Genomic DNA, 26701 nt, shown 5'->3' with positions numbered 1-26701 from the left:
TCAGGTTTTGAGTACGTGTTTTTAGTACGCACCGCCCACGTGATGCCGGGCGACGAAATGGTCCGGCCCGACCGCGACGAGCGGCGCCACGACCGGTTCATCGTTCAGCGCGCGGATCGGGCTCGGAATCTCGTCGGCGGCGAGCATGCGTTTGGCGTGACGGCGCGCCGGATCGGCCACCGGCACCGCGCCCATCAGCTTGCGCGTGTACGGATGCTGCGGCGCTTCGAACACCGCGCGGCGCGGACCGATCTCGACGATCTGGCCGAGATACATCACCGCGACGCGATGACTGACGCGTTCGACCACGGCCATGTCGTGCGAAATGAACAGATACGCGACGCCGAGTTCACGCTGCAGATCGAGCATCAGGTTGACGATCTGGGCCTGCACCGACACGTCGAGCGCGGAAACGGATTCGTCGGCGATCACGACTTTCGGATTCAACGCGAGCGCGCGTGCAATCGCGATCCGTTGCCGTTGACCACCGGAGAATTCGTGCGGATAGCGCCGCGCGGCTTCGGGCGGCAAGCCGACTTTTTCGAGCAGCCACGCCACGCGCGCCTGGGCTTCGGCGCCTTGCGCGACGCCGTGCACGAGTAACGGCTCCATGATCGAGAAGCCGACCGTCAAGCGCGGATTCAGCGAGGCGAACGGGTCCTGGAAAATGAACTGGATATCGCGGCGCAGCGCCTGCAACGCGGGACCGGTCAGCGAACTGATTTCCTTGCCGTCGAATTCGATCGAGCCGCTTTGACTTTCGACAAGGCGCAACAGCGAGCGGCCCGTGGTCGATTTGCCGCAACCCGATTCGCCGACGAGCGCAAGCGTCTCGCCGGGCCGCAAATCGAAGCTGACTTTTTCCACCGCATGCACGCGGCCCGTCACCCGGCCGAACAGCCCGCTCTTGACCGGAAAGCGTGTGATCAGATCGCGCACGCGCAGAATCGGCGGCGTGGTGTCCAGCACCGGCGGCTGCGCTTCTTCGGCGACGGCGGCAGCGGGACGCACCGCCTGGTCGGTGCCGCTCAGGCTCGCCTGCTCGACAGTCAAAATCGGGAACCTGGCCGGCTGATCCGTGCCTTGCATTGCGCCAAGACGCGGCACGGCGGCGAGCAGAGCCTTCGTATAGGGATGCGACGGCGCGGCGAACAACGCATCGGAGGCGCCCTCTTCCACCTTCTCGCCGCGATACATCACCAGCACGCGGTCCGCCACTTCGGCAACCACGCCCATGTCGTGCGTGATGAAGATCACGCCCATGTTCATCTCGTCCTGCAGGCCGCGAATCAGTTGCAGGATCTGCGCCTGGATCGTCACGTCGAGCGCGGTGGTCGGCTCGTCGGCGATCAGCAACGCGGGCTTGCACGACAGCGCCATCGCGATCATCACGCGCTGGCGCATGCCGCCCGACAGTTGATGCGGGAAACGCGCCGCCACGCGCCGCGCTTCCGGAATACGCACGAGTTCGAGCAGGCGCAGCGTTTCGGCGTGCGCGGCGGAACGGCTCTTGCCCTGATGCAAGGCGATCGCCTCGCTGATCTGATCGCCCACCGTGAAGACCGGATTGAGCGAGGTCATCGGCTCCTGAAAGATCATCGCGATGTCGGCGCCGCGAATCGAGCACATCGTGCCCGACGACGCTTTCGCGAGGTCGAGCACGCTGCCGTCGCGGCGCCGGAAAGCGATGCTGCCGCCGGCAAGGCGCCCACCGCCATGCTCGATCAGCCGCATCAACGCGAGCGAAGTCACCGATTTGCCCGAACCGGATTCGCCGACGATCGCCAGTGTCTCGCCGCGCTCGACCGTCAGCGACAGATTGCGCACCGCGTTGAACGTGGCGTCGCCGCGCCGGAAGGCGACGGACAGATCGTCGACCGCGAGCACGCGTTGCGGCGGCAAGGTGTCGATAAGCGGACGGGCGGTGTGCGATGAAGTCGGCACGGTGGTTCCTTTGAATTCGAACGCGGCTAGCGAAAGTTCAGGCGAAGTTCAGGCTTCATGCGCACGCATGGACTAGCGGTAAATCGCCGTCACCGGCGTTTCACCGAGCCGCGCAAACCCGCGATACATGCCTTCGGTATTGAACGGCAGCGTGACGTTGCCGCGCGCATCGACGGCAATCAGGCCGCCGCGGCCGTCGATCTTCGGCAAGCGGTTCATCACCACGTCGGCGGCGGCTTCCTGCAGCGACACATTGCGGTAGGCCATTTGCGCGGCGACGTCGTAGGCCGCGACCATGCGCATGAACATCTCGCCCGAGCCCGTGGTCGAGACGGCGCAGGTCGCGTCGTCCGCATAGCAGCCCGCGCCGATCAACGGCGTATCGCCGACCCGGCCCACCTGCTTGTTGGTGACGCCGCCCGTCGATGTCGCCGCCGCCACGTGGCCGTGCCGATCGAGCGCGACCGCGCCGACCGTGCCGAACTTGCGGTTCGGATCGATTGGCTCGTGCGGCGCCGGATCGTCGTCATTCGAAGACGGCGCGGCGGCGAGCGCAGCACCGTCGTGATCGAGCATCGCGCGTTGCTGGTCGCGGGCGAGCAGCCATTGACGATGGCGGGCTTCGGTATGGAAATACTCGGGCTCGACGAATTCGAGCCCCTGCGCGGCGGCGAACGCTTCCGCACCGGCGCCTGTGAACAGCACATGCTCGCTGCGTTCGAGCACGCGGCGCGCCGCCAGAATCGGATTGCGCACGCGCGTCACGCAGCAGATCGCGCCGGCGTCGAGCGTGCGGCCGTCCATGATCGCCGCGTCGAGTTCGTGCGTGCCCGCCGCCGTATATACCGCGCCGCGGCCCGCGTTGAAGAGCGGACAGTCTTCGAGCAGACGCACGGCTTCGCTGACGGCGTCGAGCGCGCTGCCGCCGTCGGCGAGCACACGCTGGCCGGCGCTCAGCACGGCATTCAAGGCGGCGTGGTAATCGGCTTCGGCGCTGGCCGACATCGACGCGCGCAGGATCGTGCCTGCCCCGCCGTGAATGGCAATGACTGCGTTGGAGTTCATCGTTTGGTTTTGCTGGTGCGAGTAGTTCGGGCGGTTCGGGTAGTTCGGGTCGCGTTGCGCGCGGGCCGCGCGCTCGTGCCGGCGGCCTCGGCTTGCGGGTCGACGAGCCACGGCAGCAGGAATTCGCTGACTTCGGCGGCGGCCTTCACCGAGCGTTTCGTCCGATAGGCCACCGCATCGCACAGCGCTTCGATCACGGCGAGCACGGCCGAATCGGCGTTCGCCGCGAGCCGCCGATCGGCGCGGATAAAGAGCGAGAGATCGGCGAACTGCGCGAGCGGCGAACGCGGACTGTCGGTCAGCGCGAGCACGCGAGCGCCGCGGCCCGCTGCGCGATGCGCGAGTTCGATCGTGTCTTCGACGTAACGCGGAAACGCGATGCCGATGACCAGATCGCCCTCCGTGCAGGCAAACAGACGCCGCGCGGCGTGCGATGGTCCGCCCATCAGCGCGAGCGACTGCACGTTGTCGTGATACGGCATAAGGCCGTGTTCCATCAGGCCCGCGAGAAACGCGCTCGCGCCATAGCCGAGCACGAACACTCGGCGCGCGGCGATGATGGCTTCGACGGCGGCTTCCGCCGCGGCGCTGTCGATCGCGGTGCGGGTGGCGTGCAGATTGTTGGCGGCCTGTTCGAGCGATGCGTCGACCACATCGTCGCCGGCTGCAAGCGATTCCTGCGCGCTGCGCAAGCGCTCGACCGGCGCGAGCGTCGCCTCGAAGCCGCGCACCAATGCCTCGCGGAACTGCGGATAACCGTCGAAGCCGAGCGCGCGGGCGAAGCGATTCGCCGTCGCCACCGACGCGCCGACCACGCTGGCCAGCTCGTCGATCCGCATGGTCGCCGCGCGGAACAGATTGGCCAGCACGTATTCGCCCATGCGCCGATGGATCGGCGTGAGGGTCGGCATGGCGGCGTCGATACGCGCGGCAATGGCCTGCTCGGCGGGATTGGAAGCCACGGACGGTTGATGGATCATGCTGGCGGCGCGGTATCCCCCGAGAAGACAACCCCGGGAGCGTAATGAAAATGAATGAAAGTATATTTACATAGAAATCTCATCCGAAAAAATTCATTTTCATTTTCGAGGGTTTTCACGGAGGCGCCGCGCGCCACAGACGCCTTCACCCGCGCCAGCATGACGCAGCATGAAAATCGTTTTTCAGCAGACCGCGGCGTGTTGCTCCGGGATACGGGCAAGCCGCGCCGCCGGCGACATGACGATGATCAGCGCCTGCACGAGGAAGGCCGCTACCGCCGCGACCAGACACGCGTCCATGCCCCAGCGCGCGCTGATCGCCGCGCCGAGCAATGCGCCGAGCGGCCGCGCGCCGTACGTGGCGGTGCTGTTGAGGGCGGATACGCGACCCATCATCCGTTCGGGCGTGATCGCCTGGCGCAGCGTGGTCGAGCCGACCACCCACAGAATCGGGCCGGCGCCGAGCAGGAAGAAGCTCGCCATTGCCAGCCAGAACGCCGGCACGACGAGTGTCGCCACCATCACGAGCGAGGCGAGCAAGCCGCATGACGGCCCGATGATCAACACGCGGCCGAATGCCACGCGTCGCGCAATGGCGGGCGCGGCCAGCGCGCCGCACACCATGCCGACACCGTAGGCGCCGAGCGTCACCCCGACCGCCGAGGCGCTCAGACCCAGCCGATGCACCGCGTACGGCACATAGACCGCTTGCAGCACGAAGAAGCCGAGGTTGAAGAACACGGCGGTCGCGAGCATGGGACGCAGCAGCGCATCGCGCAGCACGAAACGCGTTCCGTCGCGCAGCTCGAGCATGAAGTGCCGCTGCGGCGCGGCCGCGCGCGGCGGTTCACGCAAGCCCGCCAGCAACGCGACCGCCAGCGCCGACAGCGCGGCCGCGCAGCCATATGCCCAAGCCGCGCCGATCCAGCCGACCAGCAGCCCGCCGAGCGCCGGTCCGGCCGCATACGCCACGCTGCGCGCAAGTTCGAGCCGGCCGTTCGCGCCAGCATACGCTTCACGCGGCACAAGCGCGGGCACGAGCGACGGCGCCGCGACGTTGTAGGCCACCGTGCCGGTCGCGGCGATGAAGCCGAGCGCGGCGAGCAGCGGCAGGCTCAGCGCATGTGAGATCAAGAGCAGAAGCACGCATAGCATCGCGAATACCCGCACACTTTCGGCGAGCGTCATCAGCGTGCGGCGCGAGCGGCGGTCGGCCCACACGCCGAGCGGGATCGACAGCAACAGGAACGGCAGCGTCTGCGCGGTTTGCAGCAAACCCGTGTCGCGCGCATCGGCGCCCAGTGCGAAAACCGCCACGAGCGGTGCGGCGGCGAGGCTGATCTGCTCGGCGGATTGCGCGACCAGATTCGACCACGCGAGCCGCTGAAATGCGGCCGGCAGACGCTGCGCGGATGAAGCGGACGAGGTGGCGTGCATCGACGAACTCCTGCGACGGGACATGAAGGAGGTCATCGTGGTCCGACTCGCGCCGCGGGGCGCTCCGCTTCTTGCGGTGTTATTCTTCGCTCGCCATGAATCTCGAAAGCATTCTCTTCACTCAAGGGTTCGGCTCGCGCCGTCAATGCCGCGCGCTGATCGCCGACGCTCGCGTGAGCGTCGGCGGCGTTGTCCGCACCGATGCCGACGCCGATTTCCCCACCGGCGACGCTACGTTCTCCTTCACCGTGGACGGCGTCGTCTGGCCGTATCGCGAGCACGCCTATCTGCTTCTGAACAAGCCGGCGGGCTACGAATGTTCGCGCGATCCGCAACATCACCTGAGCGTATTCAGCCTGTTGCCGCCACAGTTCGCCGAGCGCGGCGTGCAGTGTGTCGGGCGGCTGGACCAGGACACGACGGGCCTGCTACTCCTCTCCGACGACGGCAAGTTCGTGCACCTGTTCACATCGCCGAAACGCAAAGTGCCGAAGGTGTATGTCGCGACCACGCGCCATCCCGTCGACGACGCGCAGCTAAGCGCGCTGCGCGACGGCGTGTTGCTGCACGGCGAGGCCAGACCGATTGCCGCAATCGACGTAGCGGCGCGCGGCGATCACACGCTCGCGCTCACCGTGATGGAAGGCAAGTATCACCAGGTCAAACGGATGATCGCGGCGGCGGGCAACCGGTGCGAGGCACTGCATCGCGAGCGGATCGGCGGACTCGCGTTGCCCGAAGCACTTGCGCCGGGCGCGTGGCAATGGCTCGACGAAACCGACCTCGGATCTCTACGGAGCGGGTAAACCGGTAGCGCCCCTTTAAGGCCTTGATGCAACAGGAAAACGCATGCGCGGCTGCGCACACAGCGCGCGTGGCGGCCGCTCGCGCGCTGCGTCGCAGCATGATCTTGCTTACAGGTCGCCCTATACTCGTTTAAACAAAGACTACAAAGAGTTCAAGGAGGGGCGCCATGGTCATCCACGACAGTTTCCAGGTTTCGTCCGTGATGGTTGCTTTTCTGTGCCTCGGACTGGTTCTGATCGGCGCAATGCTGGTCGTCATGCGGTTGCGGCACAAGTATCATCCGAACCTGATCGGCGCATTGATCGGCGCGATGCTGTGTTTCGTGCTGCTGGAAGCATTGCCCGCGCTCACGTAGCCGCGCGAGGCCGCGCGGCGCCAACGCAGTGGGGCGCGGCGCGGGCGGGATTGTCCGGGCGGTGCCCCGGGTGGCGGCTTGTTTGCCGCGTCTTTCTACTTTCTTTGAAGCCTGCGTGGCGGCCTTCGCCTTCACGCCTTCACGCCTTCACGCCTTCACGCAAAAAATCTTCCACGCTCGGATAGCGCAAGCGCACGTTCAATTCCTGTTTGAGGCGCCGGTTCAACAGCCGCCTCGATTCACGCATGAAAGACAGCAAGGTCGGCTCGATCCGCTGCTCCGCTTCGGCCCGTGTAATGCGCGGCGCGCGCGGAAGGCCGAACGCGTCGGCCACCTCGTCGAAGTACTCGCCCATTTTTAGCGATGAGTCGTCGCACGCGTGGACCACGCGCCCCGGCCGCCCATGCGTGATGAGGCGCACGAGGATCGCGGCCAGGTCGTCCGCGTGAATGTGGTTGGTGTAGACGTCGTCGGCGTCGATCAGGGCCGGCGTGCCTTTTTCGAGCCGCGCGAGCGGCAGACGGTTGCCCGCATAAATGCCGGGAATGCGCGCGATGCTTGCCGCCACACTGCCGCGCGCCGTCGCACGCCGCAATTGCCGCTCGGCAGAGACGCGGCGCTTGGCGCGCGCGTTCGCCGGCCGCGTCGCGCACGTCTCGTCGATCCACGCGCCGCCGCAGTCGCCATAGACGCCCGTGGTGCTCGCGTACACGAGGCGCACGGGTGCGGGCGAAGCGGCGGCCCGGCGCACCCTGTCGGGTACAATACCGGCTGTTTCAGATTCCGCCCACGAGGCACGAACGCGGCGCAGCCGCCCGACCGGCGCCACCCTGCCCCGCGCGGCCCGCAGCGCTGAAGCGCCTTGTGTGCCCAGCGTGGCAAGCAGGGCGCGGCTACGGCGGTCGTCGTCGCCGGTTTTCTGCGGCGGCGCGAGATGCAGCACTGTTGGCGCGAGGCCGGCGAGCCGTTTCAGGCTGCGGCGCACATCGAGATCGCCGACCAGCGGCGTGACGCCGGCAGCGCGCAATTCGGCGCGGCGACCGGCATGACTGGTCAGCGCAAAGACATGCGCGCGCGGCTGCAGCAAGGGCACGCAGCGCATGCCGACATCGCCGCAACCTACGATTAACACACGTGGCCGGCGGAAGTTTCGTGTCGCTTTCATGGTGGACGCATTGTAGCCGCCAAGCGCGGAAGGTACCGCGCGCTGGCGACGGCAAGCCCGATAACGATTACCGACTTTTCGATTTCGAACACTCTATGGCATTTAACGTCACGCTCCGGCAAAGCGGCCGGCAGTTTCAGGTGGAACAGGACGAACCGGTGCTGAGCGCCGCCTTGCGCCAGGGCATCGGCCTGCCGTACGGCTGCAAGAACGGCGCTTGCGGCTCATGCAAAGGCACGGTGGTCAGCGGCGAAATCGAGCAGCGTGCGCATTCGTCGTCCGCTTTGTCGAACGACGAAAAGACGCGCGGCATGGCGCTCTTCTGCTGCGCGACTGCCTGCACCGATCTCGAAGTGGACATTCGGGAAGTGGCTGGCGTGGGCGACGTGCAGGTCAAGAAACTGCCGTGCCGCGTGAACGCGATCGAGCGCAAGGCCGACGACGTCATCGTGCTGAAGCTGCAATTGCCCGCCAACGAGCGTCTGCAATATCTCGCCGGCCAGTACCTCGAATTCATTCTGAAAGACGGCAAGCGCCGCAGCTATTCCATGGCGAACGCGCCGCACACGGAAGGCCCGATCGAATTGCACATTCGCCACATGCCCGGCGGCGCCTTCACGGATCATGTGTTCAACACCATGAAAGAGCGCGACATTTTGCGTTTCGAAGCGCCGCTCGGCACGTTCTTCCTGCGCGAAGATTCGGACAAGCCGATCGTGCTGCTCGCGTCGGGAACGGGCTTCGCGCCGCTGAAAGCGATCATCGAGCACGCCGTGTTCAAGAACCTGAACCGGCCCATGACGCTGTACTGGGGCGCACGCCGCAAGAAGGATCTGTATCTGCTCGAGCTCGCCGAGCAATGGGCGCGCGAGATTCCGAATTTCAAGTTCGTGCCGGTGCTGTCGGAGCCGGACGCGAGCGACGCATGGACGGGCCGCGTCGGCTTCGTGCATCGCGCGGTGCTCGAGGACTTGCCGGACCTGTCGGCCTACCAGGTGTATGCATGCGGCGCGCCGGTGATGGTGGAATCTGCGCAACGCGATTTCACGCAACATCATGGGCTGCCGGAAGACGAGTTCTACGCGGATTCGTTCACGAGCGCAGCGGATCTGGCCAACCCGGTTTGAGCTGGGCGGCATCGGCGCGTAAGCGCCGATGCTCGCGGGGGCGTGGTTCTGGAAACGCGGCTAGATCCGTGGCCACGCGAGTCTTGTCCGCCAAACAGTGTTCAAACGATCGCCGTCACATTTTAGTCAGCCGGGCGTCTCATAATCGGCGAGCCACACGGCTTTGCATGATGGAAAAAATATCCGTCCGACGCAAATTCATGGTTTACATCAGCGCTTTCCTTGTCGTATTCTTTCGCGCATGAACCGCATCCAGTCCGAACTTCGACGTCGCCGCTCGCCGCTTCCCTAGGGACGCCGCTGGCTTCGTCACGGATTCGCGCCACACAAAGGCGCAAGCTGTTCGAATCATGAAAGCCACGGCATGCCGTGGCTTTTCTGTTTTTTTCGGCTCTTATTTGTAGCTGGCCAAACTTCATCCACCCTTCACCGCCGTTGTCTGGAGCCTGTCGTCATGAATTTCAATGAGTATCCGATCGAGTCGCTGATGTACATCACGAACCGGCCCGAAATCGTCTTCACGCACGGCAAAGGCTCGTGGCTCTACGACAACAACGGCAAGCGATATCTGGACTTCATCCAGGGCTGGGCGGTCAACAGTCTCGGTCACTGCAACGACGGCATGATCGAAGCGCTGAACAAACAGGCGCAATTGCTGATCAACCCGTCGCCGGCCTTCTACAACGAGCCAATGGCGAAACTCGCCGGCCTGCTCACGCAACACAGCTGTTTCGACAAGGTGTTCTTCGCGAACAGCGGCGCCGAAGCCAACGAAGGCGCGATCAAGCTCGCGCGCAAATGGGGCAAGAAGTTCAAGGACGGCGCGTTCGAGATCATCACGTTCGATCACAGCTTCCACGGCCGCACGCTCGCCACCATGTCGGCCAGCGGCAAGCCGGGCTGGGACACGATCTACGCACCGCAAGTGCCGGGCTTTCCGAAGGCGGACCTGAACGACATCGCATCGGTGGAAAAGCTCATCAACGCGAAGACCGTGGCCGTGATGCTCGAACCGATCCAGGGCGAAGGCGGCGTGATTCCCGCCACGCGCGAGTTCATGCAGCAACTGCGCGAGCTGACGAAAAAGCACAACCTGCTGCTGATCGTCGACGAAGTGCAAAGCGGCTGCGGCCGCGCGGGCACGCTGTTCGCGTACGAACTGTCGGGCATCGAACCGGACATCATGACGCTCGGCAAGGGCATTGGCGGTGGCGTGCCGCTCGCCGCGCTGCTCTCGAAAGCGCACGTCGCCGTGTTCGAAGCAGGCGACCAGGGCGGCACCTACAACGGCAATCCGCTGATGACCGCGGTCGGCTACTCGGTGATTTCGCAACTCGCGGCGCCGGGCTTTCTCGAAGGCGTGCGGGCGCGTGGCGAGTATCTGCGCTCGAAACTGCTGGAGTTGTCGGAAGAACGCGGCTTCAAGGGCGAACGCGGCGAAGGCCTGCTGCGCGCGCTGCTGCTCGGCAAGGATATCGGCAACCAGATCGTCGAAAAGGCGCGCGACATGCAGCCTGACGGTCTGCTGCTGAACGCGGCGCGTCCGAACCTGCTGCGCTTCATGCCGGCGCTGAATGTGACCCACGAAGAAATCGACCAGATGATGGCGATGCTGCGTTCGATTCTCGACACGCTGTAATCGAACGGGACTGCGTGTATGACGTCGAGCGCAACGCTGTCGATCCGATGCTTCGAAGCGAGCGACACCGATGCCGTGGTCGCGCTGTGGCAACAAGCCTTCCCCGAGTACAGGGACGTCACGAGGCCGCAGCGCAATCCGCATCTGTCGATCGCCAACAAGTTGGCGACGCAGCCGGAACTGTTCTTTGTCGCGGTGCTGGAAGAGCGGATCGTCGGCACGGTGATGGGCGGCTACGATGGCCACCGCGGCTGGCTGTATTCGCTTGCGGTGGATGAGTCGCTGCGTCGGCATGGCATCGGCACGCGCCTCGTCGCGCATGTCGAAAAGACGCTGACAGCACGTGGCTGCCCGAAGCTGAATCTGCAGGTTTTGTCCGCGAAGGCCGACGTCCGCGCGTTTTACGAGGCGCTCGGTTATCGCGCCGACGCGGTGATCAGTCTCGGCAAGCGTCTGGGTAAATTTGCGGATCCGGTGGCAGCCACCGTGTAGCCTCACGCCACGCCCAATAAAAAAGGTCGCATGCGTTTTCGCATGCGACCTTTTCTTTTACGCCAGGCAAACTAACCCGGCTTATTCACCCAGATAAGCTGCCCGCACCTTCGGATCATTCAGCATCTGCTTCGCGTCGCCCGACATGGTGACCAGACCCGAGTCCATCACGTAGCCGCGATTGGCCGCCTGCAACGCGAGACGCGCGTTCTGCTCGACCAGCAGCACGGTCATGCCTTCAGCCGAAATCGCCCGCACCACTTCGAAGATCTTCTCGACCATGATCGGCGACAGACCCATCGACGGTTCGTCCAGCAGCAACAGCTTGGGACGCGAGATGATCGCGCGCGCCATCGCCAGCATCTGCTGTTCGCCGCCCGAGAGCGTGCCCGCGTATTGCGTGGCGCGCTCCTTCAGACGCGGGAAGAAGCCGAACATGCGATCCACGTCCGCCTTGATGCCGTCCGTGTCGGTACGCAGATAAGCGCCCATCTGCATGTTCTCGACGATCGACATGCGCGCAAAGATACCGCGGCCTTCCGGCACCATCGCGAGGCCGCGCTTGAGCAGCAGATGCGGCGGAATGCCCTTGATCGACTCGCCCATGTACTCGATGTCGCCGATCGTGTAGGGCTTAAGCCCCGTGATCGCCTTCATCGTCGTGGTCTTGCCCGCGCCGTTCGCGCCGATCAGCGTGACCAGTTCGCCCTGCGCGACTTCGAGATCGATGCCCTTGACTGCCTGAATGCCGCCGTAATTGACCTGCAGGCCCTTGATTTTCAACATTGCCGTTGCCATTAGTGGACCCCCGCACCCAGATAAGCTTCGATCACCTTCGGATCCTTCTGCACGTCCTGCGGCAGACCCTGGGCAATCACCTTGCCGTAGTCGAGCACCGTCATCTGGTTGCACAGACCCATCACGAGTTTCACGTCGTGCTCGATCAGCAGGATCGTCTTGCCGTCCGCGCGGATCTTGTCGAGCAGCTTGGTCAGCTCGACCTTTTCCGTCGCATTCATGCCGGCGGCCGGTTCGTCCAGCGCAAGCAGCTTCGGATCCGTTGCCAGTGCACGGGCGATTTCGAGGCGGCGCTGGTGGCCGTACGACAGATTGCGCGACGTGTAGTCCGCGTACTGCGCAATGCCGACGTATTCCAGCAGTTCGATCGCGCGCTCCTTGATCTCGCGCTCTTCCTTGCGTTCCGCGGGCGTCTGGAACACCGCGCCGAGCAGGCCGTGCTTGGTGCGCACGTGGCGCCCGACCATCACGTTTTCCAATGCGGTCATGCCGCCGAACAGACGGATGTTCTGGAACGTACGCGCGATGCCGGCCTTTGCCACCTGGTAGACGGCGGTCGGCGTGTAGTTTTCGCCGTCGAGCTTGAACTCGCCCGAATCCGGCGTGTAGAGACCCGTGATCACGTTGAAGAACGTGGTTTTGCCGGCGCCATTCGGCCCGATCAGACCGTAAATCTGACCGGACTTGATCTCAAGCCCGACATCGGACAGCGCCTGCAAACCGCCGAAGCGTTTGTTCACGCCTTTTACGGACAGTCGAATGTTATCGCTCATATTTATTCTCCTTGTCCGTTAAATCCGCACCGGCTTCTTGCCGTTACGCTTCGACAGCTTCGCAATCTTGTCTTCATGCTTGGGCGACGGCCACAAGCCTTCCGAGCGGTACAGCATGATCAGCACCATCGCGAGTGCGTAGACCAGCTGACGGATCACTTCCGTATCGACGATTTCATGGCCGAAGATCATGTTCTGCAGCGGACCCATGGTCGAGCGCAGGAATTCCGGCAGTACGGCGAGCAGCACCGCGCCGAGAATCACGCCCGGAATGTGGCCCATGCCGCCCAGCACCACGCACGCCAGCACCACGATCGATTCCGGCAGCGTGAACGATTCCGGCGACACGAAACCCTGGAACGAACCGAACATCGCGCCCGACAGGCCGCCGAACGAAGCGCCCATCGCGAACGCCAGCAGCTTCACGTTGCGGGTGTTGATGCCCATCGCCTTGGCGGCGATTTCGTCTTCGCGGATCGCGGCCCATGCACGGCCAATACGCGAATGCTGCAAGCGCGTACACACCCAGATCACCAACAGCGCGGCGAGCACGAACAGGTAGTAGTACGAGTAGACCGACGGGAACTGGAAGCCGAACAGCGAGTGCGTCTGCGCGAGGCTGAAGTCGCCCACGTGCACCGGGTCGATCGCCGTGATCCCCTTCGGGCCGTTGGTGATGTTCACCGGACGGTCGAGGTTGTTCAGGAAGATCCGCACGATTTCCCCGAAGCCCAACGTCACGATGGCGAGGTAGTCGCCACGCAGACGCAGCGTCGGTGCGCCGAGAATCACGCCGAAGAACGCGGCAACCGCCATCGCACAGGGCACGATGATGAGGAACGGCACATGCAGGCCATTCGGCGCGAGATGCGCGATCCACTCGAACTGCGCGGCCAGATGCGGCGAGCTGAGCAACGCGGACGTATAGGCGCCGACCGCGTAGAACGCGATGTAGCCCAGGTCGAGCAGGCCGGCGAAGCCGACCACCACGTTGAGGCCGAGCGCGAGCATCACGTACAGCATCGCGAAGTCGAGCACGCGGACCCAGTAGTTGCCGCCTGCGGCGCCGATGATCATCGGTGCCGCGATCACGAAGATCGCGGTGATGATGCCGACCGTCAGCGTCTTGGTGAGGTTCTTTTCAGGGATGAGCGTCGTGGACGGCTCGATCGGTTGAATTGAGGTCATGTTTGCTTTCTCCCAGGATCAGGCGCGATCCGCCACGCGTTCGCCGAGCAGACCCGACGGACGGAACACCAGCACGATGATCAGCACGATAAAGGCGAACACGTCCTGATAGTTACTACCGAACACACCGCCGGTGAGGTTACCGATATAGCCGGCGCCCAGCTGTTCGATCAGGCCAAGAATCACGCCGCCCACCATCGCGCCGCCGAGATTGCCGATACCGCCGAGCACCGCCGCGGTAAAGGCCTTCAGGCCGGGGATGAAGCCCATATAGAAGTGTGCGTTGCCGTATTCCGACGCGATCATCACGCCAGCCAGAGCGGCAAGCGCCGAGCCGATCATGAAGGTGGCCGAGATCACGAAGTTCGGATTCACGCCCATCAGCGACGCGTTACCCGGGTTCTCGGCGATCGCCCGCATCGCACGGCCGAGCTTGGTCTTGTGAACCAGCAGCAGCAGGCCGCCCATCACGAGGAACGCCACCACGATGATCACGATTTCAGTCATCGAGATCACGGCGCCAGGCGTCGTGTCCGTGGCCTTGATCACGTTGAGCGGGTCGGTGGGCAACAGCTGCGGGAACGGCAGCGGGTTGCGCGACCAGATCATCATGGCCAGCGTCTGCAGCAGGATCGACACGCCGATCGCGGTGATCAGCGGGGCGAGTCGCGGCGCTTTACGCAACGGCCGGTAGGCCACGCGCTCGATCGTGTAGCCGACCGCCGCGCACACAATGGCCGCGATGATCAGTGCGATGATGAGCGTCGGCACATTGCCGAGGCCGGGGAAGTGGTTCTGCAGCACGCCTATGGCTGAGAGCGCAACCATCGCGCCCACCATCAACACATCGCCGTGAGCGAAGTTGATGATGCCCAGAATGCCGTAAACCATCGTATAGCCCAGTGCGATGATGGCGTAAACGCTGCCAAGCACCAGCCCGTTGAGAACCTGCTGGATGAAAATATCCATTTAATGCTCCTTAGCCCGTGCGACTGGATTCGCGTTCTTCATCAGCCGGTGGGCGGTGATGCGGTACGCCAATCTCAACGGCACTGCGGGTACTGATGTAAAAGACCGGTAAGGGTTATCCGCTGCCGGTTCGCCTTGGCGACTGGATGACAGTCGCGGGCTCGCCTTGGGCGGATGCAAAAACGGCACCGTTGGGTGGTTTCGGTGCCGTCAGGCTGAACGTCCCGTCATCACATCTTCACGACGTCGAGGACCGCTTTTTTGCCGTCCTTGAAGTCGTAAAGCGTAATGGCGCCCTCTTTCAAATCACCCTTGTCGTCGAACGCGATGTGACCGATCACCCCGTTGTAATCGGTCGACGGCATCGCAGCCAGCACCTTGGGCGCCTCGATCGAATTAGCGCGCTTCATTGCATCGACAATCACGTACACAGCGTCATACGTGAACGGTGCGTAAATCTGCACCGGTGTGTGGAAGCGGTCCACGTACTTCTTTTCGAAGTCCGCTCCCTTGTCCATTTTCGAAAGCGCGAGTCCCGCCTCCGAACAGACCAGGTTTTGCACGGCGGTTCCCGCCAGCTCACCCACCTTGTCGGTACACACACCGTCGCCGCCAAGGATTTTTGCCCTGATACCGAGCGCCGCCGCCTGCTTCGTAAACGGCCCGCCCGTCGCGTCCATGCCGCCGAACATGATCGCGTCCGGCTGAACACTCTTGATCTTTGTGAGGATGGCCCGGAAATCCGTGGCCCGGTCGTTCGTCGCTTCCCGCGCGACGATCTTCGCTCCGCTCGCCTGTACGGTCTTCGCGAATTCGTCCGCGAGCCCCTTACCGTAGGCGGTTGCATCGTCCACTATCGCGATGCGTTTGGCGCCCAACGCCTTCGTGGCGTAATTGGCGAGCGCCGGACCTTGTTGCGCGTCGGTGGCGACGACCCGGTAGGTCGTCTTGAAACCCTGTTGCGTGTACGCCGGATTCGTCGACGACGGCGAGATCTGCACAATGCTCGCATCGCTATAAATCTTCGAAGCCGGAATCGACACACCCGAATTCAGGTGACCGACCACCGCCACCACATGATCGTCGACCAGCTTTTGCGCGACCGCCGTTCCCGTTTTCGGGTCCGCGGCGTCGTCTTGCGCATCGAGCTCCAACTGGATCTTGTGGCCGTCGATGGTCAAACCCTGCGTATTGATTTCCTCGACCGCCAGACGCGCGCCGTTTTCATTGTCCTTGCCCAGGTGCGCAATGCCGCCCGTCAAAGGGGCCGCATGACCGATCTTTACGATAGTCGCTTCACTCGCCGGTGCCGCGGCCGCCCTGGCCGCCGATGCACCCGCTCCCGCCTCGCCATCCTGTTTCTTGCCGCACGCGGTCAACAACACGACCGCGGCCGCGATGGACACGGCGTAAGCAAACTTGACTCGCATTAAGTAGGTCTCCTGCGCCTTGCAAAATCTATTGTTCGGGGACCCTAAGGCCTTGAGAACGCGCGCATTGTAACTCCAATTTTGCGACGGGCAATATTGTTGAACCGGTGGGGTTTTCCTGCATTGCAACCTTATTTTGAGACCAACATCGGTGAAAAGGCGCAACCAGGTTGCGCCTGTTTTTCGTGCATCAGTTGCACCAGCGTCGCGCCCCATGGCATCAAGTGTTGCGGCGACTTTCCTGCAGGCCCGATTGCAGCGTGCCCGGCATTAGGTATGACGTTTCTCTAGATATCGAGACGCACGCACTATCTTAGTGCGCCAAAAAACGCGGAGCCGCTTTAACCCTCTTAAAAACGGGGCCGCATCAGTTATAAATCTATAAAAAACCGGATCACATTTCAAAGAAATTTGTGCGAGAGGACACCAGAATCATCCTCCCGCAATGATCTGGCACTTTATTTAATTCGAGGCGGATGAAGTGCGGACGCAAAAAAAAGCGCGCCCTCGGGCGCGCTTTCTTTCAGCAGTCAGCGAATTGTCAGGCCGGCAAGCCTAAACCACGTGGCAGCGGAAACGCGATGTTTTCCTCGATGCCCTCCAGCGCGCGCACGTTGCGCACGCCGAGTTCACGCAGACGGGCGATCACCGCCTGAGCCAGCACCTCCGGCGCCGAGGCGCCGGCCGTGACGCCGATGCGGCGCTTGCCTTCGACCCAGACCGGATCGATCTGATCGGGCGAGTCCACCATATAGGCCGGCACGCCGAGCTTTTCGGCCAGTTCGCGCAGCCGGTTGGAGTTCGAACTATTCGGGCTGCCGACCACGATCACGACGTCGCATTGTGGCGCCATGAACTTCACCGCGTCCTGGCGGTTTTGCGTGGCGTAACAGATATCCTGTTTCTTTGGTTCGCGGATGGACGGGTACTTGGCCTTCAAGGCGCCGATGATCTGGGCGGCGTCGTCGACCGACAGCGTGGTTTGCGTGACGAAGGCGATCCGCTCGGGATCGGCCAGCTGCAACGCCTGCACATCTTCGATGTCTTCCACCAGATGCATGCCCTCGCCCGCCTGGCCCATCGTGCCCTCCACTTCAGGGTGACCCTTATGGCCGATCATGACGATGTCGAAACCGTCCTGGCGCATCTTGGCGACTTCGATATGCACCTTGGTCACGAGCGGACACGTGGCGTCGTACACCCGCAGCCCACGCGTCTCGGCTTCGGCACGCACGGCCTTCGACACGCCATGCGCGCTGAAAATGACCGTATTGCCCGGCGGCACCTCTTCCAGCCGTTCGATGAAGATCGCACCCTTCTTGCGCAGATCCTCGACCACATAGGCGTTATGGACGATTTCGTGACGCACGTAGATCGGCGAACCGTGCAGCGTGATAGCCCGCTCGACGATCTCGATCGCCCGGTCGACGCCAGCGCAGAACCCGCGCGGCTGCGCCAGCAGGATCTCGGTTTCAGCAAGAGTCGTGTCCGTGATGCTCATGTTTACAGAATCCCGATGATTTTCACTTCAAACGCCAGCGCCTGGCCGGCAAGCGGGTGGTTGAAATCGAACAGGGCGGACGTTTCGCCGACTTCTTTCAGGACGCCCGCGTAGCGACCGCCACCCGGCGCGTTGAATTCGACCAGGTCGCCCGGCGAAAAATCCTCGCCGATCATGCTGTTTTCGCGCAACGTGGCAAGCGATACCCGCTGGATCAATTCCGGATTGCGGGGCCCGAACGCCTGGCCCGGCGCTAGCTGAAAGGTCGAATGGTGGCCGACCTTCAAACCCAGCAGAATATCTTCCAGCGGCGGCGCCAGCTGGCCGGCGCCGAGCAGCAGCGTGGCCGGCTTGTCGTTGAAGGTATTGATGACTTCGGCGCCATCGGCAAGGGAAAGCCGGTAGTGAAGCGTCACGTGTGAACCGGGTTTCACTTCGGAAATGTCGATGATGCTCATGCAATGCTCGCTCAGTCGAAGCGCGCTGCACGCGTGCGCCGCTGGCGCAGTCGACGCGTGTGGCAAACCCGTCGGGGTGCCGTGCGCAAAGCGCCTATTGTAAGCCACATAGCGGGCGGCGGCTTGCGCGAGTCGCGCGAGTCGCGCGCATCGCGGCGCGGCCGCAGCGTTAAGCCGCACCCCAAACCCGAAACGGAGGACAACGATATATATGCCAGATCACGCCACCCTGATTGACGAGGCGCCCCTAGCCGCGGCGGCCCCCGACCTCGAAGCGCTCGATGCGGCGGCCTGCGGCGCGTCGGCGCCCGTGCCGCTCGTGCGAGGCAAATGGCTTAAAGACGACATGCCGCGCGAGCGGCTGATCGAACATGGCCCCGGCGTGCTGTCGGATACTGAAATGATCGTGCTGATCCTGGGCTCGGGGCTGCCGGGCCACGACGTCTTCGATGTGGCGCGTGCATTGCTCGACCGCTTCGGCTCGCTGCGCGCGATGCTCGACGCGACCTACACGGATTTCGACGGCCTGCGCGGCATTGGCCCAGCGAAAAAGGCGCAACTGCTCGCCATCATGGAAATGGCACGGCGCTCGCTAGTCGGGAAAATGCGTACGCGCTCCCTGATGAATTCGCCCGAAGCCGTGGAAAGCTACCTGCGTCTGCTGATCGGCGGGCGTTCGCAGGAAGTTTTCGTCTCGCTCTTTCTCGACGCCCGGCATCGGCTGATTCGCTGCGAAGAAAGTGCCCAGGGCACGCTCACGCGCATGGCGGTGTATCCACGCGAGATCGTGCGGCGCGCGCTGAACCTGAATGCGGCCAGCCTGATCGTGGCGCATAATCACCCCTCCGGCGCCGTCCAGCCGAGCGCGAGCGACTGTCGTTTGACGCGCACGCTGCGCGACGCCCTCACACTGATCGACGTGCAACTGGCCGATCATCTGGTGATCGGCGCCGACAGCGTCTACTCCTTTGCCCGCGCCGGCTGGCCGTGACACGTCATCGACAAACGTCGCGCAGGCGCTGTGCCGAGTCTGGCATCGCAAATAAGGTTTGATTTTGCGGCTTTTTTTCCGCTATAATTCCGGTTTGCCTATTTCCAACCCCCTGTTCCGAAGCCACCAAGGCGTTCCGGAAAGGAAACGTGCCTAGAGTTGTCACAAGCTCAGCGCGAGTCTTTTCGGGAAACTTTCACGGCGTTCGAACTCAGAATTAGCGTATTAGGAGTGCTCTCATGGCACGCGTATGCCAAGTAACTGGGAAAGCGCCGATGAGCGGCAACAACGTTTCCCACGCGAACAACAAAACCAAGCGCCGGTTCTTGCCGAACCTGCAAAGCCGCCGTATCTGGGTGGAAAGCGAAAACCGTTTCGTGCGTCTGCGCATTTCGAACGCCGGTCTGCGCTTGATTGACAAGAACGGTATCGACTCCGTGCTCGCAGATCTGCGCGCACGCGGCGAAGCCTAAGGAGTAAATCATGGCAAAAGGCGCACGCGACAAGATCAAGTTGGAATCGACCGCAGGCACGGGTCACTTCTACACGACGACGAAGAACAAACGCAACATGCCGGAAAAGATGCTGATCAAGAAGTTTGATCCGGTCGTCCGTAAGCACGTTGAGTACAAGGAAACCAAGATCAAGTAAGTCTTGGCTCCTCTGCCTGACAAAGGCAAAAGACATGCAAAAAAGCCTCGCATTCGTGCGAGGCTTTTTTGTTTTTGGCACGCATTTGTTCCGGCCTTTGCGTCGCCGTTTTTCCATATTCTCCAAGACGAACAGTCTTATGCCGTTTGGCCAGCTTTCCCTCGTCCGTCGCGGCGCGTATCCTTTCTCGTTTTAGCGGCGAGCAAATTGCACGCCGCGATCGCAAAACGAAAAGACGGAGATGTAGGCAATGGAATTCGATGTGGCGATTGTCGGTAGCGGTCTGGCTGGTTTGAGCGTGGCGCTCAATCTTGCGCAGAACCGGCGGGTTGCAGTGGTCGCCAAGCGATCCATGACCGAAGGCGCGAGCGACTGGGCGCAAGGCGGCATTGCGGCGGTGCTGGATTCGGCGGACAGCATTGAAAATCACGTGCGCGATACGCTGATCGCCGGCGGCGGCCTGTGCGACGAAGCGGCCACGCGCTTCATCGTCGAACATGGGCGCGCCGCGATCGAATGGTTGATCGAGCAAGGCGTGCCGTTCACCAAAGACGACGCAGCCGAGCTGGGTTTCCACCTGACGCGCGAGGGCGGCCATAGCCACCGCCGGATCATTCATGCGGCAGATGCAACGGGCCATGCCGTGGTGGCCACTCTGAGCGAACGGGTGCGCCGTCATCCGAACATCACGCTGCTCGAAGATCACTATGCAATCGACCTCATCACGTCCGACCGCCTCGGCTTGCCAGGACGGCGTTGCCACGGCCTGTACGCGCTCGATCTGCAAAGCGGCCGCACCGTCACGATCGAGGCGCCGCATACCGTGCTCGCCACGGGCGGCGCGGGCAAGGTTTATCTCTACACCACGAATCCCGACACCGCGACGGGCGACGGCATTGCGATGGCGTGGCGGGCGGGTTGCCGCGTGTCGAATATGGAGTTCATCCAGTTCCATCCGACCTGCCTGTTCCATCCGTATGCGAAGTCGTTTCTGATTTCGGAAGCGGTGCGAGGCGAAGGCGGCATTCTCAGACTGCCGGACGGCACGCGCTTCATGCCGAACCACGACGAACGCGCCGAACTCGCGCCGCGCGACATCGTCGCGCGTGCAATCGACTTCGAAATCAAGAAGCGCGGTATCGATTGCGTGTATCTGGACATCAGCCATCAACCGCCTGAATTCCTGCGTGAACACTTCCCGACCATTCTGGCGCGCTGCCTGGAATTCGGTATCGACATCACCAAGGAAGCGATTCCAGTCGTGCCGGCCGCGCACTATACGTGCGGTGGCGTCGTGACCGATCTGGCGGGGCGCACGGACCTGGCGGGACTCTACGCGGTCGGCGAGACGTCCTGCACGGGTCTGCATGGCGCGAACCGGCTGGCCAGCAACTCGCTGCTCGAATGCCTCGTGATCGGACGCTCAGCAGCGCAGGCCATCGAAGAGGAAGGTTTTAGCGCCGCCGTCCATGCGCCGCTGCCGGATTGGGACGAGAGCCGCGTGTCCGATCCGGACGAAGAAGTTGTGGTCGCGCACAACTGGGACGAACTGCGCCGGTTGATGTGGAATTACGTCGGCATCGTACGGACTGACAAGCGGCTCGCACGAGCGAAGCACCGGCTCGCCCTGCTGCGCGACGAGATCCACGAGTATTACGCGAACTTCAAGGTGAGCCGCGACCTGCTCGAATTGCGCAATCTGGTCGATGTAGCGTCATTGATCGTTGAAGGCGCGCGTTCGCGGCGGGAGAGCCGTGGCTTGCACTTCAGCCGTGACTGGCCGGCGACATTGCCCAAGGCGCTGCCGACCGTGCTCTCGCCGGAGCATGTCCGCAACCGCAACGTGTGATTAACAACGTGTGACTAAAACAGGCTGAAACGCAAAGGCCATCGCCGGCATGATCCGGCGATGGCCTTTCGCTAATTGACTGCGACCGCTGGCGCTTGAACGTCAGACAATCCGCATCGAGTAATCCGTTGCTCGTACGTCTTTGGTCAGTGCACCGATCGACACACGATCCACACCGGTTTCCGCAATCGTGCGCACCGTGTCGAAGTTCACGCCGCCCGACACTTCCAGCACCGCCCGCCCCGCTGTCACGCGCACCGCTTCACGCATCGCATCGAACGAAAAATTGTCCAGCAAAATAGATTGCGCGCGATGAGCCAGCGCGGTTTCCAGTTGCTCGAGCGTCTCGACTTCGATCTGGATCGGCACGCCCGCATTCAGCGCCAGCGCCGCGTCCATGGCCGCGCCCACGCCGCCAGCCGCGGCAATGTGGTTTTCCTTGATGAGAATGCCGTCGTACAGCGCGAGACGTTGATTCGCCCCGCCACCCACGCGCACCGCGTACTTCTGCGCGAGCCGCAAGCCAGGCAAAGTCTTACGCGTATCGAGAACGCGCGTTTGCGTATGAGCGATGGCATCGACATATCGGCGTGCGGCGCTCGCCACGCCCGACAGCAATTGCAGGAAGTTCAGCGCGTTGCGTTCGGCCGTCAACAGTGCGCGAGCAGGCCCACGCAGTTCACAGACCGTCGTATCGGCCTTCATCCGGTCGCCTTCACAATAGCGCCATTGGACCTCGATACGCGGATCGACCTGCCGTAGCACCGCGTTGAACCACAGCACGCCGCATAGCACCGCATCCTCACGCACAATGATGCGCGCGTCACGCACCTCGTCCGCAGGAACGAGGCGGCCGGTCTGATCACCCGAGCCGACGTCTTCGGCAAGTGCATCGGCAACATTGCGCGCCACCGCGGCTTCGAATGCCGCGCCGTACTGCGCCTGAATTTCAGCAAGCAGCGGCGACACCGCATCGCCTTGATTGCGCTCAACCGCTGCCATTACGCGGCCCCCACGTTCGAATACAGCTTCGCGTCGCGCGCGAGGTCGCCACTCGCCTGCACGCGCTTCTTGTGACGCGCCGCGAAGTCCAGCATCCGGTCGATCGGCAGACGCGCCCGCTCGCCGATCGCACGATCGACGAAGATTTCGTTGTGGCCGCGCTCGAGCACATCGGCCAGATTGGCGAGACCGTTCATTGCCATCCACGGGCAGTGCGCGCAACTCTTGCAGGTCGCGCTGTTGCCGGCCGTCGGCGCGGCAATCAAGGTCTTGCCGGGTGCGGCGAGTTGCATCTTGTGCAGAATGCCGAGATCGGTCGCCACGATGAAATGCGTCGCGTCGAGTTTTTGCGCGGCGTCGATCAATTGCGTGGTGGAGCCCACCACGTCCGCTTGCGCGACCACATTGGCCGGCGACTCAGGGTGTACCAGGACCTTTGCGCCCGGATATTCGGCGCGCAGCAGATCGAGTTCGATGCCTTTGAATTCGTCGTGCACCAGACACGAACCCTGCCACAGCAGCATGTCCGCGCCGGTCTTGCTCTGGATATAGCTGCCGAGGTGGCGGTCCGGCGCCCAGATGATCTTTTCGCCGCGCGCATGCAGATCGGCAACGATCTCCAGCCCGATCGACGACGTCACCATCCAGTCCGCACGCGCCTTCACGGCAGCGCTCGTGTTCGCATACACGACCACCGTGCGATCCGGGTGCGCGTCGCAGAAAGCCGAGAATTCATCGACCGGGCAGCCCAGATCGAGCGAACAGGTCGCGTCCAGATCCGGCATCAGAATGCGTTTATCCGGACTCAAAATTTTCGCCGTCTCTCCCATGAAGCGCACGCCCGCCACGACCAGCGTCTGCGCGTCGTGATCGCGGCCGAAGCGCGCCATCTCCAGCGAATCGGCCACGCAGCCGCCCGTCTCGTCGGCCAGTTCCTGCAATTCCGCGTCGACATAATAGTGCGCGACAAGCACCGCTTTCTCGCGCTCGAGCAATCCGCGGATGCGGGCCTTCAGCGCCACCTTCTCATCCGCCGACGGCATGTCCGGCACCTTCGCCCACGCCTGCCCAATCCCGCAGGTGGTGCCCTGCGCCTGCGGCCGGTCGTATTCGACGCTCCTGATCGCCTGCTGATCCATGATCTCCTCTGCCTTCGCTCTGCCGCCGCGGACTGTCAATCGGTTGTCGTCGCAGTTTGCGCGGCCCAAAAAGCAAAACCCCGCCAACGCGGGGTTTTGTGACGTACTGAGATTTTAATGGATTTCGCTATCAGGCATAACGGCGCAATCTCATCGCAAACTCTTGCAGCGCTTTGATGCCGCTTTGCTCAGCGCGATGACACCAGTCCTGCAACTGAATCAGCAACTGGTCGCGCGATGCATTGGAGCGCTCCCACATGGCAGCCAGTTCGTTGCGCATGTCGATATAAGTCTTGAGCTTCTGGCTGCTCGCGAAAATTTGCGGCAACTGGCGCTTTTGCGGTTCGTCGAGACCTGCTTCTTCCTTGTGGAACCAGCTACGCGCGCCGCGCATGAGCTGGTATTTCTCGCGCGCGCCGACTTCCTTCAGATGCGCCAGTTCCTGACGATAAGCGCGCTTGAGCGCCTTGCCGTAACGCGCCATCACTTCGTAGCGGTTGGCCAGTACGGCTTGCAGCGTGTCCTGATCGAGCACCAGCTTGCCGGTGGTCAGACGCGGCGTGGGCGCCACCTTCTTCACCTTGGCGAGGCGGAACGCGGACATGATGCGGATGTACATCCAGCCGATATCGAACTCGTACCACTTGTTCGACAGCTTGGCCGACGTCGCATACGTGTGGTGATTGTTATGCAGCTCTTCACCGCCAATGATGATGCCCCACGGGAAGATGTTGGTGCTGGCATCCGACGAATTGAAGTTGCGGTAGCCCCAGAAATGCGCGAGGCCGTTGACGACACCGGCTGCCCAGAACGGGATCCATACCATCTGCACGGCCCAGACCGTCAGACCGACGACGCCGAACAGCGCGACGTTGAGCACCATCATCAGGCTCACGCCGAGGATCGGGTACTTGGTGTAGACGTTGCGTTCCATCCAGTCGTTCGGCGTGCCGTGGCTGAATTTGCGCATCGTTTCTTCGTTTTTCGCTTCGGTGCGATACAGTTCCGCGCCTTCGAGCAGCACCTTCCAGATGCCGCGCGTTTGCGGGCTGTGCGGATCTTCTTCCGTCTCGCATTTGGCGTGGTGCTTACGGTGAATCGCGGCCCATTGGCCGGTCAGCATGCCCGTGGTCATCCACAACCAGAAGCGGAAGAAATGACTGACGACCGGGTGCAGCTCCAGCGCGCGGTGCGCCTGGCAGCGGTGCAGATAGACTGTCACGCCGATGATCGTGATGTGTGTCACGATCGCCGTGTACAGCACGAGTTGCCACCACGAGAAGTGCAAGAGACCGTGGGCAAGAAAATCGAGCAAAGAATTCAACAAGGCAATTTACCTGTGGAACGAGAGGTACGAGATACACGCAAATTGCGCGTGTCAAGAAAGTGAAAGCATACAGCGGGATTGGACGATATTCTACTGGAAGCGTTCCAAGTGTTTGTAACAAATAGGGATTTTTTGTGCGGCATCAACAGAAAGAACGCGCCGAGGGTCTCTTTTGAGACCCGCCGGCGCGCTTGAAGTGCCCGTCAATGGGCGCTGTCAGCTTGGTTGACCGGCGGCGCGGTCATTATTACCGGTTGCGGCATCCCGTCGCTGGCATTGCCGACGATCCGCACTTCGCGTTGCGCGAACGGAATCGAGATGTCGTGTTCGGAGAACAGACGCCAGATATTGCGGTTGACAGCCGAGCGGACGGCCGAGGTTCCAGTGGCGGCGTCCTCGATCCAGAACCCCAGTTCGAGGTTGATGCCGTCCGCGCCGAAACTCGCCAGATAGGCGGTCGGCGCCGGCTCCTGCAGCACGCGCGGCACACCGCCGGCGGCCTGCGCGAGCAGCGCCATGGCCTGCTCGACATTGGACGTGTAGGCGACCTGCACCGCCAACTTCGCATATCCGCGTGTCAGGTACGACGACTGGTTCTGCACCACGTCGGTAATCAGTTTTTCGTTGGGGATCAGGGTCTCGATGCCGTCCAGCCCGCGCACGACGGTATAGCGCGTGCGGATCTGCGTGACCATGCCCTGCAGGCCGCTCACGTTGATCGTGTCGCCGATGCGCAGCGACCGGTCGATCAGGATGATGAATCCCGACACGTAGTTGCTGGCGATCTTCTGCAGACCGAACCCCAGCCCGACACCCAGCGCGCCGCCGAACACGCCCAGCACGGTGATATCGATGCCGACCAGCGAGAGGCTGATCAGCACCGCCGCCAGCACGAAGGCCGCCCGGCCGACCCGCGCCACCACCACTTTCAGATTGGCGTCGAGCGTGTTCGAGCGCATCAGGCGGTCTTCGAAGGTTGAACCGAGCCACATTGCGACGATCATCGTCACGCCCACCCACAGCAGGCCCGTGATGAGCGAGAGCAGGGTCATGTGCGCGTTGGCGACGCGGAACTGGACGCTCGCCATCCACGCGATCACGTCGTCCTGAATGCCCATGACGGTGAGCGCCATGCCGATCCAGACGATCAGCGAGACGATCTTTTCGACGAGAAAGAGCCACGGATGAGTTTCGCCGTCGTGGCTGAAAACCCGTCGCGCAAAGAAAAACACGATGTAAATCAGACCGATGCCGAATAGCGGCACCAGGGCCAGATCGAGCAGCGCGGTATGCATGAACGGACCGGCGATCGATCGCGCGAGCCAGACGAGGATCGCGCCGATCAGCGGAAAAAACGCGCGGTTCAGGCTTTCCGCGCCGAAGCGCAAGGTCTGGTAGCGCGTCAGGCGACGCAGATCCAGCGCGCGGCGCAGCAGGCGCGCGAGCAGCCACGCGATCGCCAGCGTGCCGAGCAGGACGCCGACCTGCCACAGGATCACCGGCTGTCCGAAGTCGCGCGCGAGGTCGCTGAACATATGAGGGAAAAGATGGTTTTGCATGATGTCGCCGAACTTGCCGGCGCGCGGACAGGTTCATGAATTGAACCCGCGCGCC

The 26701-nt window shown here is 62.9% G+C and carries 25 protein-coding genes; 9 read left to right on the top strand and 16 right to left on the bottom strand.

What is annotated here, in order from left to right:
• Window positions 1–21: 21 nt before the first annotated feature.
• From CJU94_RS09315 to CJU94_RS09300, 4 genes are all read right to left on the bottom strand, one after another.
• Window positions 22–1944: a dipeptide ABC transporter ATP-binding protein gene (locus tag CJU94_RS09315; protein ID WP_095418444.1), complete on the bottom strand. Its 1923-nt coding sequence runs from the start codon at window positions 1942–1944 to the stop codon at window positions 22–24.
• Window positions 1945–2016: 72 nt separating this feature from the next.
• Window positions 2017–3009: an isoaspartyl peptidase/L-asparaginase family protein gene (locus CJU94_RS09310; protein WP_095418443.1), complete on the bottom strand. Its 993-nt coding sequence runs from the start codon at window positions 3007–3009 to the stop codon at window positions 2017–2019.
• A complete protein-coding gene (locus CJU94_RS09305; RefSeq protein ID WP_095418442.1) occupies window positions 3006–3989 on the bottom strand; it encodes a MurR/RpiR family transcriptional regulator in 984 nt (327 codons plus the stop codon). Before CJU94_RS09305 ends, CJU94_RS09310 begins: the two co-directional genes overlap by 4 nt.
• Before the next feature lie 183 nt (window positions 3990–4172).
• The gene (locus tag CJU94_RS09300; RefSeq protein WP_095418441.1) at window positions 4173–5426 is read right to left on the bottom strand and encodes an MFS transporter; all 1254 of its coding nucleotides are present in this window, start codon (window positions 5424–5426) and stop codon (window positions 4173–4175) included.
• Between the two features lie 95 nt (window positions 5427–5521).
• Between CJU94_RS09300 and CJU94_RS09295 the strand changes: the two genes are divergently transcribed.
• The gene (locus CJU94_RS09295; protein ID WP_095418440.1) at window positions 5522–6232 is read left to right on the top strand and encodes a pseudouridine synthase; all 711 of its coding nucleotides are present in this window, start codon (window positions 5522–5524) and stop codon (window positions 6230–6232) included.
• 167 nt (window positions 6233–6399) lie between these two features.
• Complete coding sequence (locus tag CJU94_RS09290; RefSeq protein ID WP_095418439.1) at window positions 6400–6588, top strand: hypothetical protein; 189 nt, start codon at window positions 6400–6402, stop codon at window positions 6586–6588.
• A 139-nt stretch (window positions 6589–6727) separates the two neighbouring features.
• Here the strand turns inward: CJU94_RS09290 and CJU94_RS09285 are convergent, their stop codons facing one another.
• Window positions 6728–7753: an NAD-dependent epimerase/dehydratase family protein gene (locus tag CJU94_RS09285; RefSeq protein WP_095418438.1), complete on the bottom strand. Its 1026-nt coding sequence runs from the start codon at window positions 7751–7753 to the stop codon at window positions 6728–6730.
• A 95-nt stretch (window positions 7754–7848) separates the two neighbouring features.
• Here CJU94_RS09285 and CJU94_RS09280 point away from each other — a divergent pair, with 95 nt between their 5' ends.
• The 3 genes from CJU94_RS09280 (at window position 7849) to CJU94_RS09270 (ending at window position 11011) form a co-directional block, all read left to right on the top strand.
• Window positions 7849–8880, top strand: coding sequence for a CDP-6-deoxy-delta-3,4-glucoseen reductase (locus CJU94_RS09280; protein WP_095418437.1), 1032 nt, complete (start codon window positions 7849–7851; stop codon window positions 8878–8880).
• A gap of 454 nt (window positions 8881–9334) precedes the next feature.
• Window positions 9335–10519, top strand: a complete 1185-nt coding sequence (locus tag CJU94_RS09275; protein ID WP_095418436.1) for an acetylornithine transaminase — start codon at window positions 9335–9337, stop codon at window positions 10517–10519.
• A gap of 18 nt (window positions 10520–10537) precedes the next feature.
• The gene (locus CJU94_RS09270) at window positions 10538–11011 is read left to right on the top strand and encodes a GNAT family acetyltransferase (RefSeq protein WP_095418435.1); all 474 of its coding nucleotides are present in this window, start codon (window positions 10538–10540) and stop codon (window positions 11009–11011) included.
• An 81-nt stretch (window positions 11012–11092) separates the two neighbouring features.
• On the opposite strand, the gene CJU94_RS09265 is transcribed toward CJU94_RS09270, so the two are convergent.
• The 7 genes from CJU94_RS09265 to CJU94_RS09235 all read right to left on the bottom strand — a co-directional run bounded on the left by CJU94_RS09265 (window position 11093) and on the right by CJU94_RS09235 (window position 18128).
• Window positions 11093–11809, bottom strand: a complete 717-nt coding sequence (locus CJU94_RS09265) for an ABC transporter ATP-binding protein (RefSeq protein WP_095418434.1) — start codon at window positions 11807–11809, stop codon at window positions 11093–11095.
• Entirely contained in the window at window positions 11809–12582 is a 774-nt protein-coding gene (locus tag CJU94_RS09260; protein ID WP_095418433.1) for an ABC transporter ATP-binding protein, read from the bottom strand. Before CJU94_RS09260 ends, CJU94_RS09265 begins: the two co-directional genes overlap by 1 nt.
• Window positions 12583–12600: 18 nt before the next feature.
• Window positions 12601–13770 (bottom strand): ABC transporter permease subunit, encoded by a 1170-nt coding sequence (locus CJU94_RS09255; protein ID WP_095418432.1) that lies wholly within the window; start codon window positions 13768–13770, stop codon window positions 12601–12603.
• 18 nt (window positions 13771–13788) lie between these two features.
• Window positions 13789–14739 (bottom strand): branched-chain amino acid ABC transporter permease, encoded by a 951-nt coding sequence (locus tag CJU94_RS09250; protein ID WP_012434109.1) that lies wholly within the window; start codon window positions 14737–14739, stop codon window positions 13789–13791.
• Window positions 14740–14969: 230 nt separating this feature from the next.
• Window positions 14970–16169, bottom strand: coding sequence for a branched-chain amino acid ABC transporter substrate-binding protein (locus CJU94_RS09245; RefSeq protein WP_095418431.1), 1200 nt, complete (start codon window positions 16167–16169; stop codon window positions 14970–14972).
• Between the two features lie 541 nt (window positions 16170–16710).
• Window positions 16711–17670, bottom strand: coding sequence for a 4-hydroxy-3-methylbut-2-enyl diphosphate reductase (gene ispH / locus CJU94_RS09240; protein WP_095418430.1), 960 nt, complete (start codon window positions 17668–17670; stop codon window positions 16711–16713).
• A gap of 2 nt (window positions 17671–17672) precedes the next feature.
• Window positions 17673–18128 (bottom strand): FKBP-type peptidyl-prolyl cis-trans isomerase, encoded by a 456-nt coding sequence (locus CJU94_RS09235; protein WP_075302429.1) that lies wholly within the window; start codon window positions 18126–18128, stop codon window positions 17673–17675.
• A gap of 211 nt (window positions 18129–18339) precedes the next feature.
• Between CJU94_RS09235 and radC the strand changes: the two genes are divergently transcribed.
• The 4 genes from radC to nadB all read left to right on the top strand — a co-directional run bounded on the left by radC (window position 18340) and on the right by nadB (window position 21619).
• Complete coding sequence (gene radC, locus CJU94_RS09230; RefSeq protein WP_095418429.1) at window positions 18340–19119, top strand: RadC family protein; 780 nt, start codon at window positions 18340–18342, stop codon at window positions 19117–19119.
• 239 nt (window positions 19120–19358) lie between these two features.
• The gene (gene rpmB / locus CJU94_RS09225; RefSeq protein WP_012434114.1) at window positions 19359–19592 is read left to right on the top strand and encodes a 50S ribosomal protein L28; all 234 of its coding nucleotides are present in this window, start codon (window positions 19359–19361) and stop codon (window positions 19590–19592) included.
• Window positions 19593–19602: 10 nt separating this feature from the next.
• Window positions 19603–19770: a 50S ribosomal protein L33 gene (rpmG, locus tag CJU94_RS09220; protein ID WP_007180630.1), complete on the top strand. Its 168-nt coding sequence runs from the start codon at window positions 19603–19605 to the stop codon at window positions 19768–19770.
• A 250-nt stretch (window positions 19771–20020) separates the two neighbouring features.
• A complete protein-coding gene (gene nadB / locus CJU94_RS09215) occupies window positions 20021–21619 on the top strand; it encodes an L-aspartate oxidase (protein ID WP_095418428.1) in 1599 nt (532 codons plus the stop codon).
• 102 nt (window positions 21620–21721) lie between these two features.
• On the opposite strand, the gene nadC is transcribed toward nadB, so the two are convergent.
• From nadC to CJU94_RS09195, 4 genes are all read right to left on the bottom strand, one after another.
• On the bottom strand, window positions 21722–22621 hold the full coding sequence (gene nadC, locus CJU94_RS09210; RefSeq protein ID WP_095418427.1) for a carboxylating nicotinate-nucleotide diphosphorylase: 900 nt from the start codon (window positions 22619–22621) through the stop codon (window positions 21722–21724).
• Window positions 22621–23760, bottom strand: a complete 1140-nt coding sequence (nadA, locus tag CJU94_RS09205; protein WP_095418426.1) for a quinolinate synthase NadA — start codon at window positions 23758–23760, stop codon at window positions 22621–22623. Before nadA ends, nadC begins: the two co-directional genes overlap by 1 nt.
• Window positions 23761–23890: 130 nt before the next feature.
• On the bottom strand, window positions 23891–25087 hold the full coding sequence (locus CJU94_RS09200; protein WP_095418425.1) for a DesA family fatty acid desaturase: 1197 nt from the start codon (window positions 25085–25087) through the stop codon (window positions 23891–23893).
• Between the two features lie 203 nt (window positions 25088–25290).
• Window positions 25291–26646, bottom strand: a complete 1356-nt coding sequence (locus CJU94_RS09195) for a mechanosensitive ion channel family protein (protein WP_095418424.1) — start codon at window positions 26644–26646, stop codon at window positions 25291–25293.
• Between the last annotated feature and the right edge of the window lie 55 nt (window positions 26647–26701).

The sequence above is a fragment of the Paraburkholderia aromaticivorans genome (genome assembly GCF_002278075.1).
GTDB classification, from domain to species: Bacteria; Pseudomonadota; Gammaproteobacteria; order Burkholderiales; family Burkholderiaceae; genus Paraburkholderia; species Paraburkholderia aromaticivorans.
Note: the sequence above shows the minus strand (reverse complement) of the source record. Positions and strands in the feature narration are given on the sequence as shown.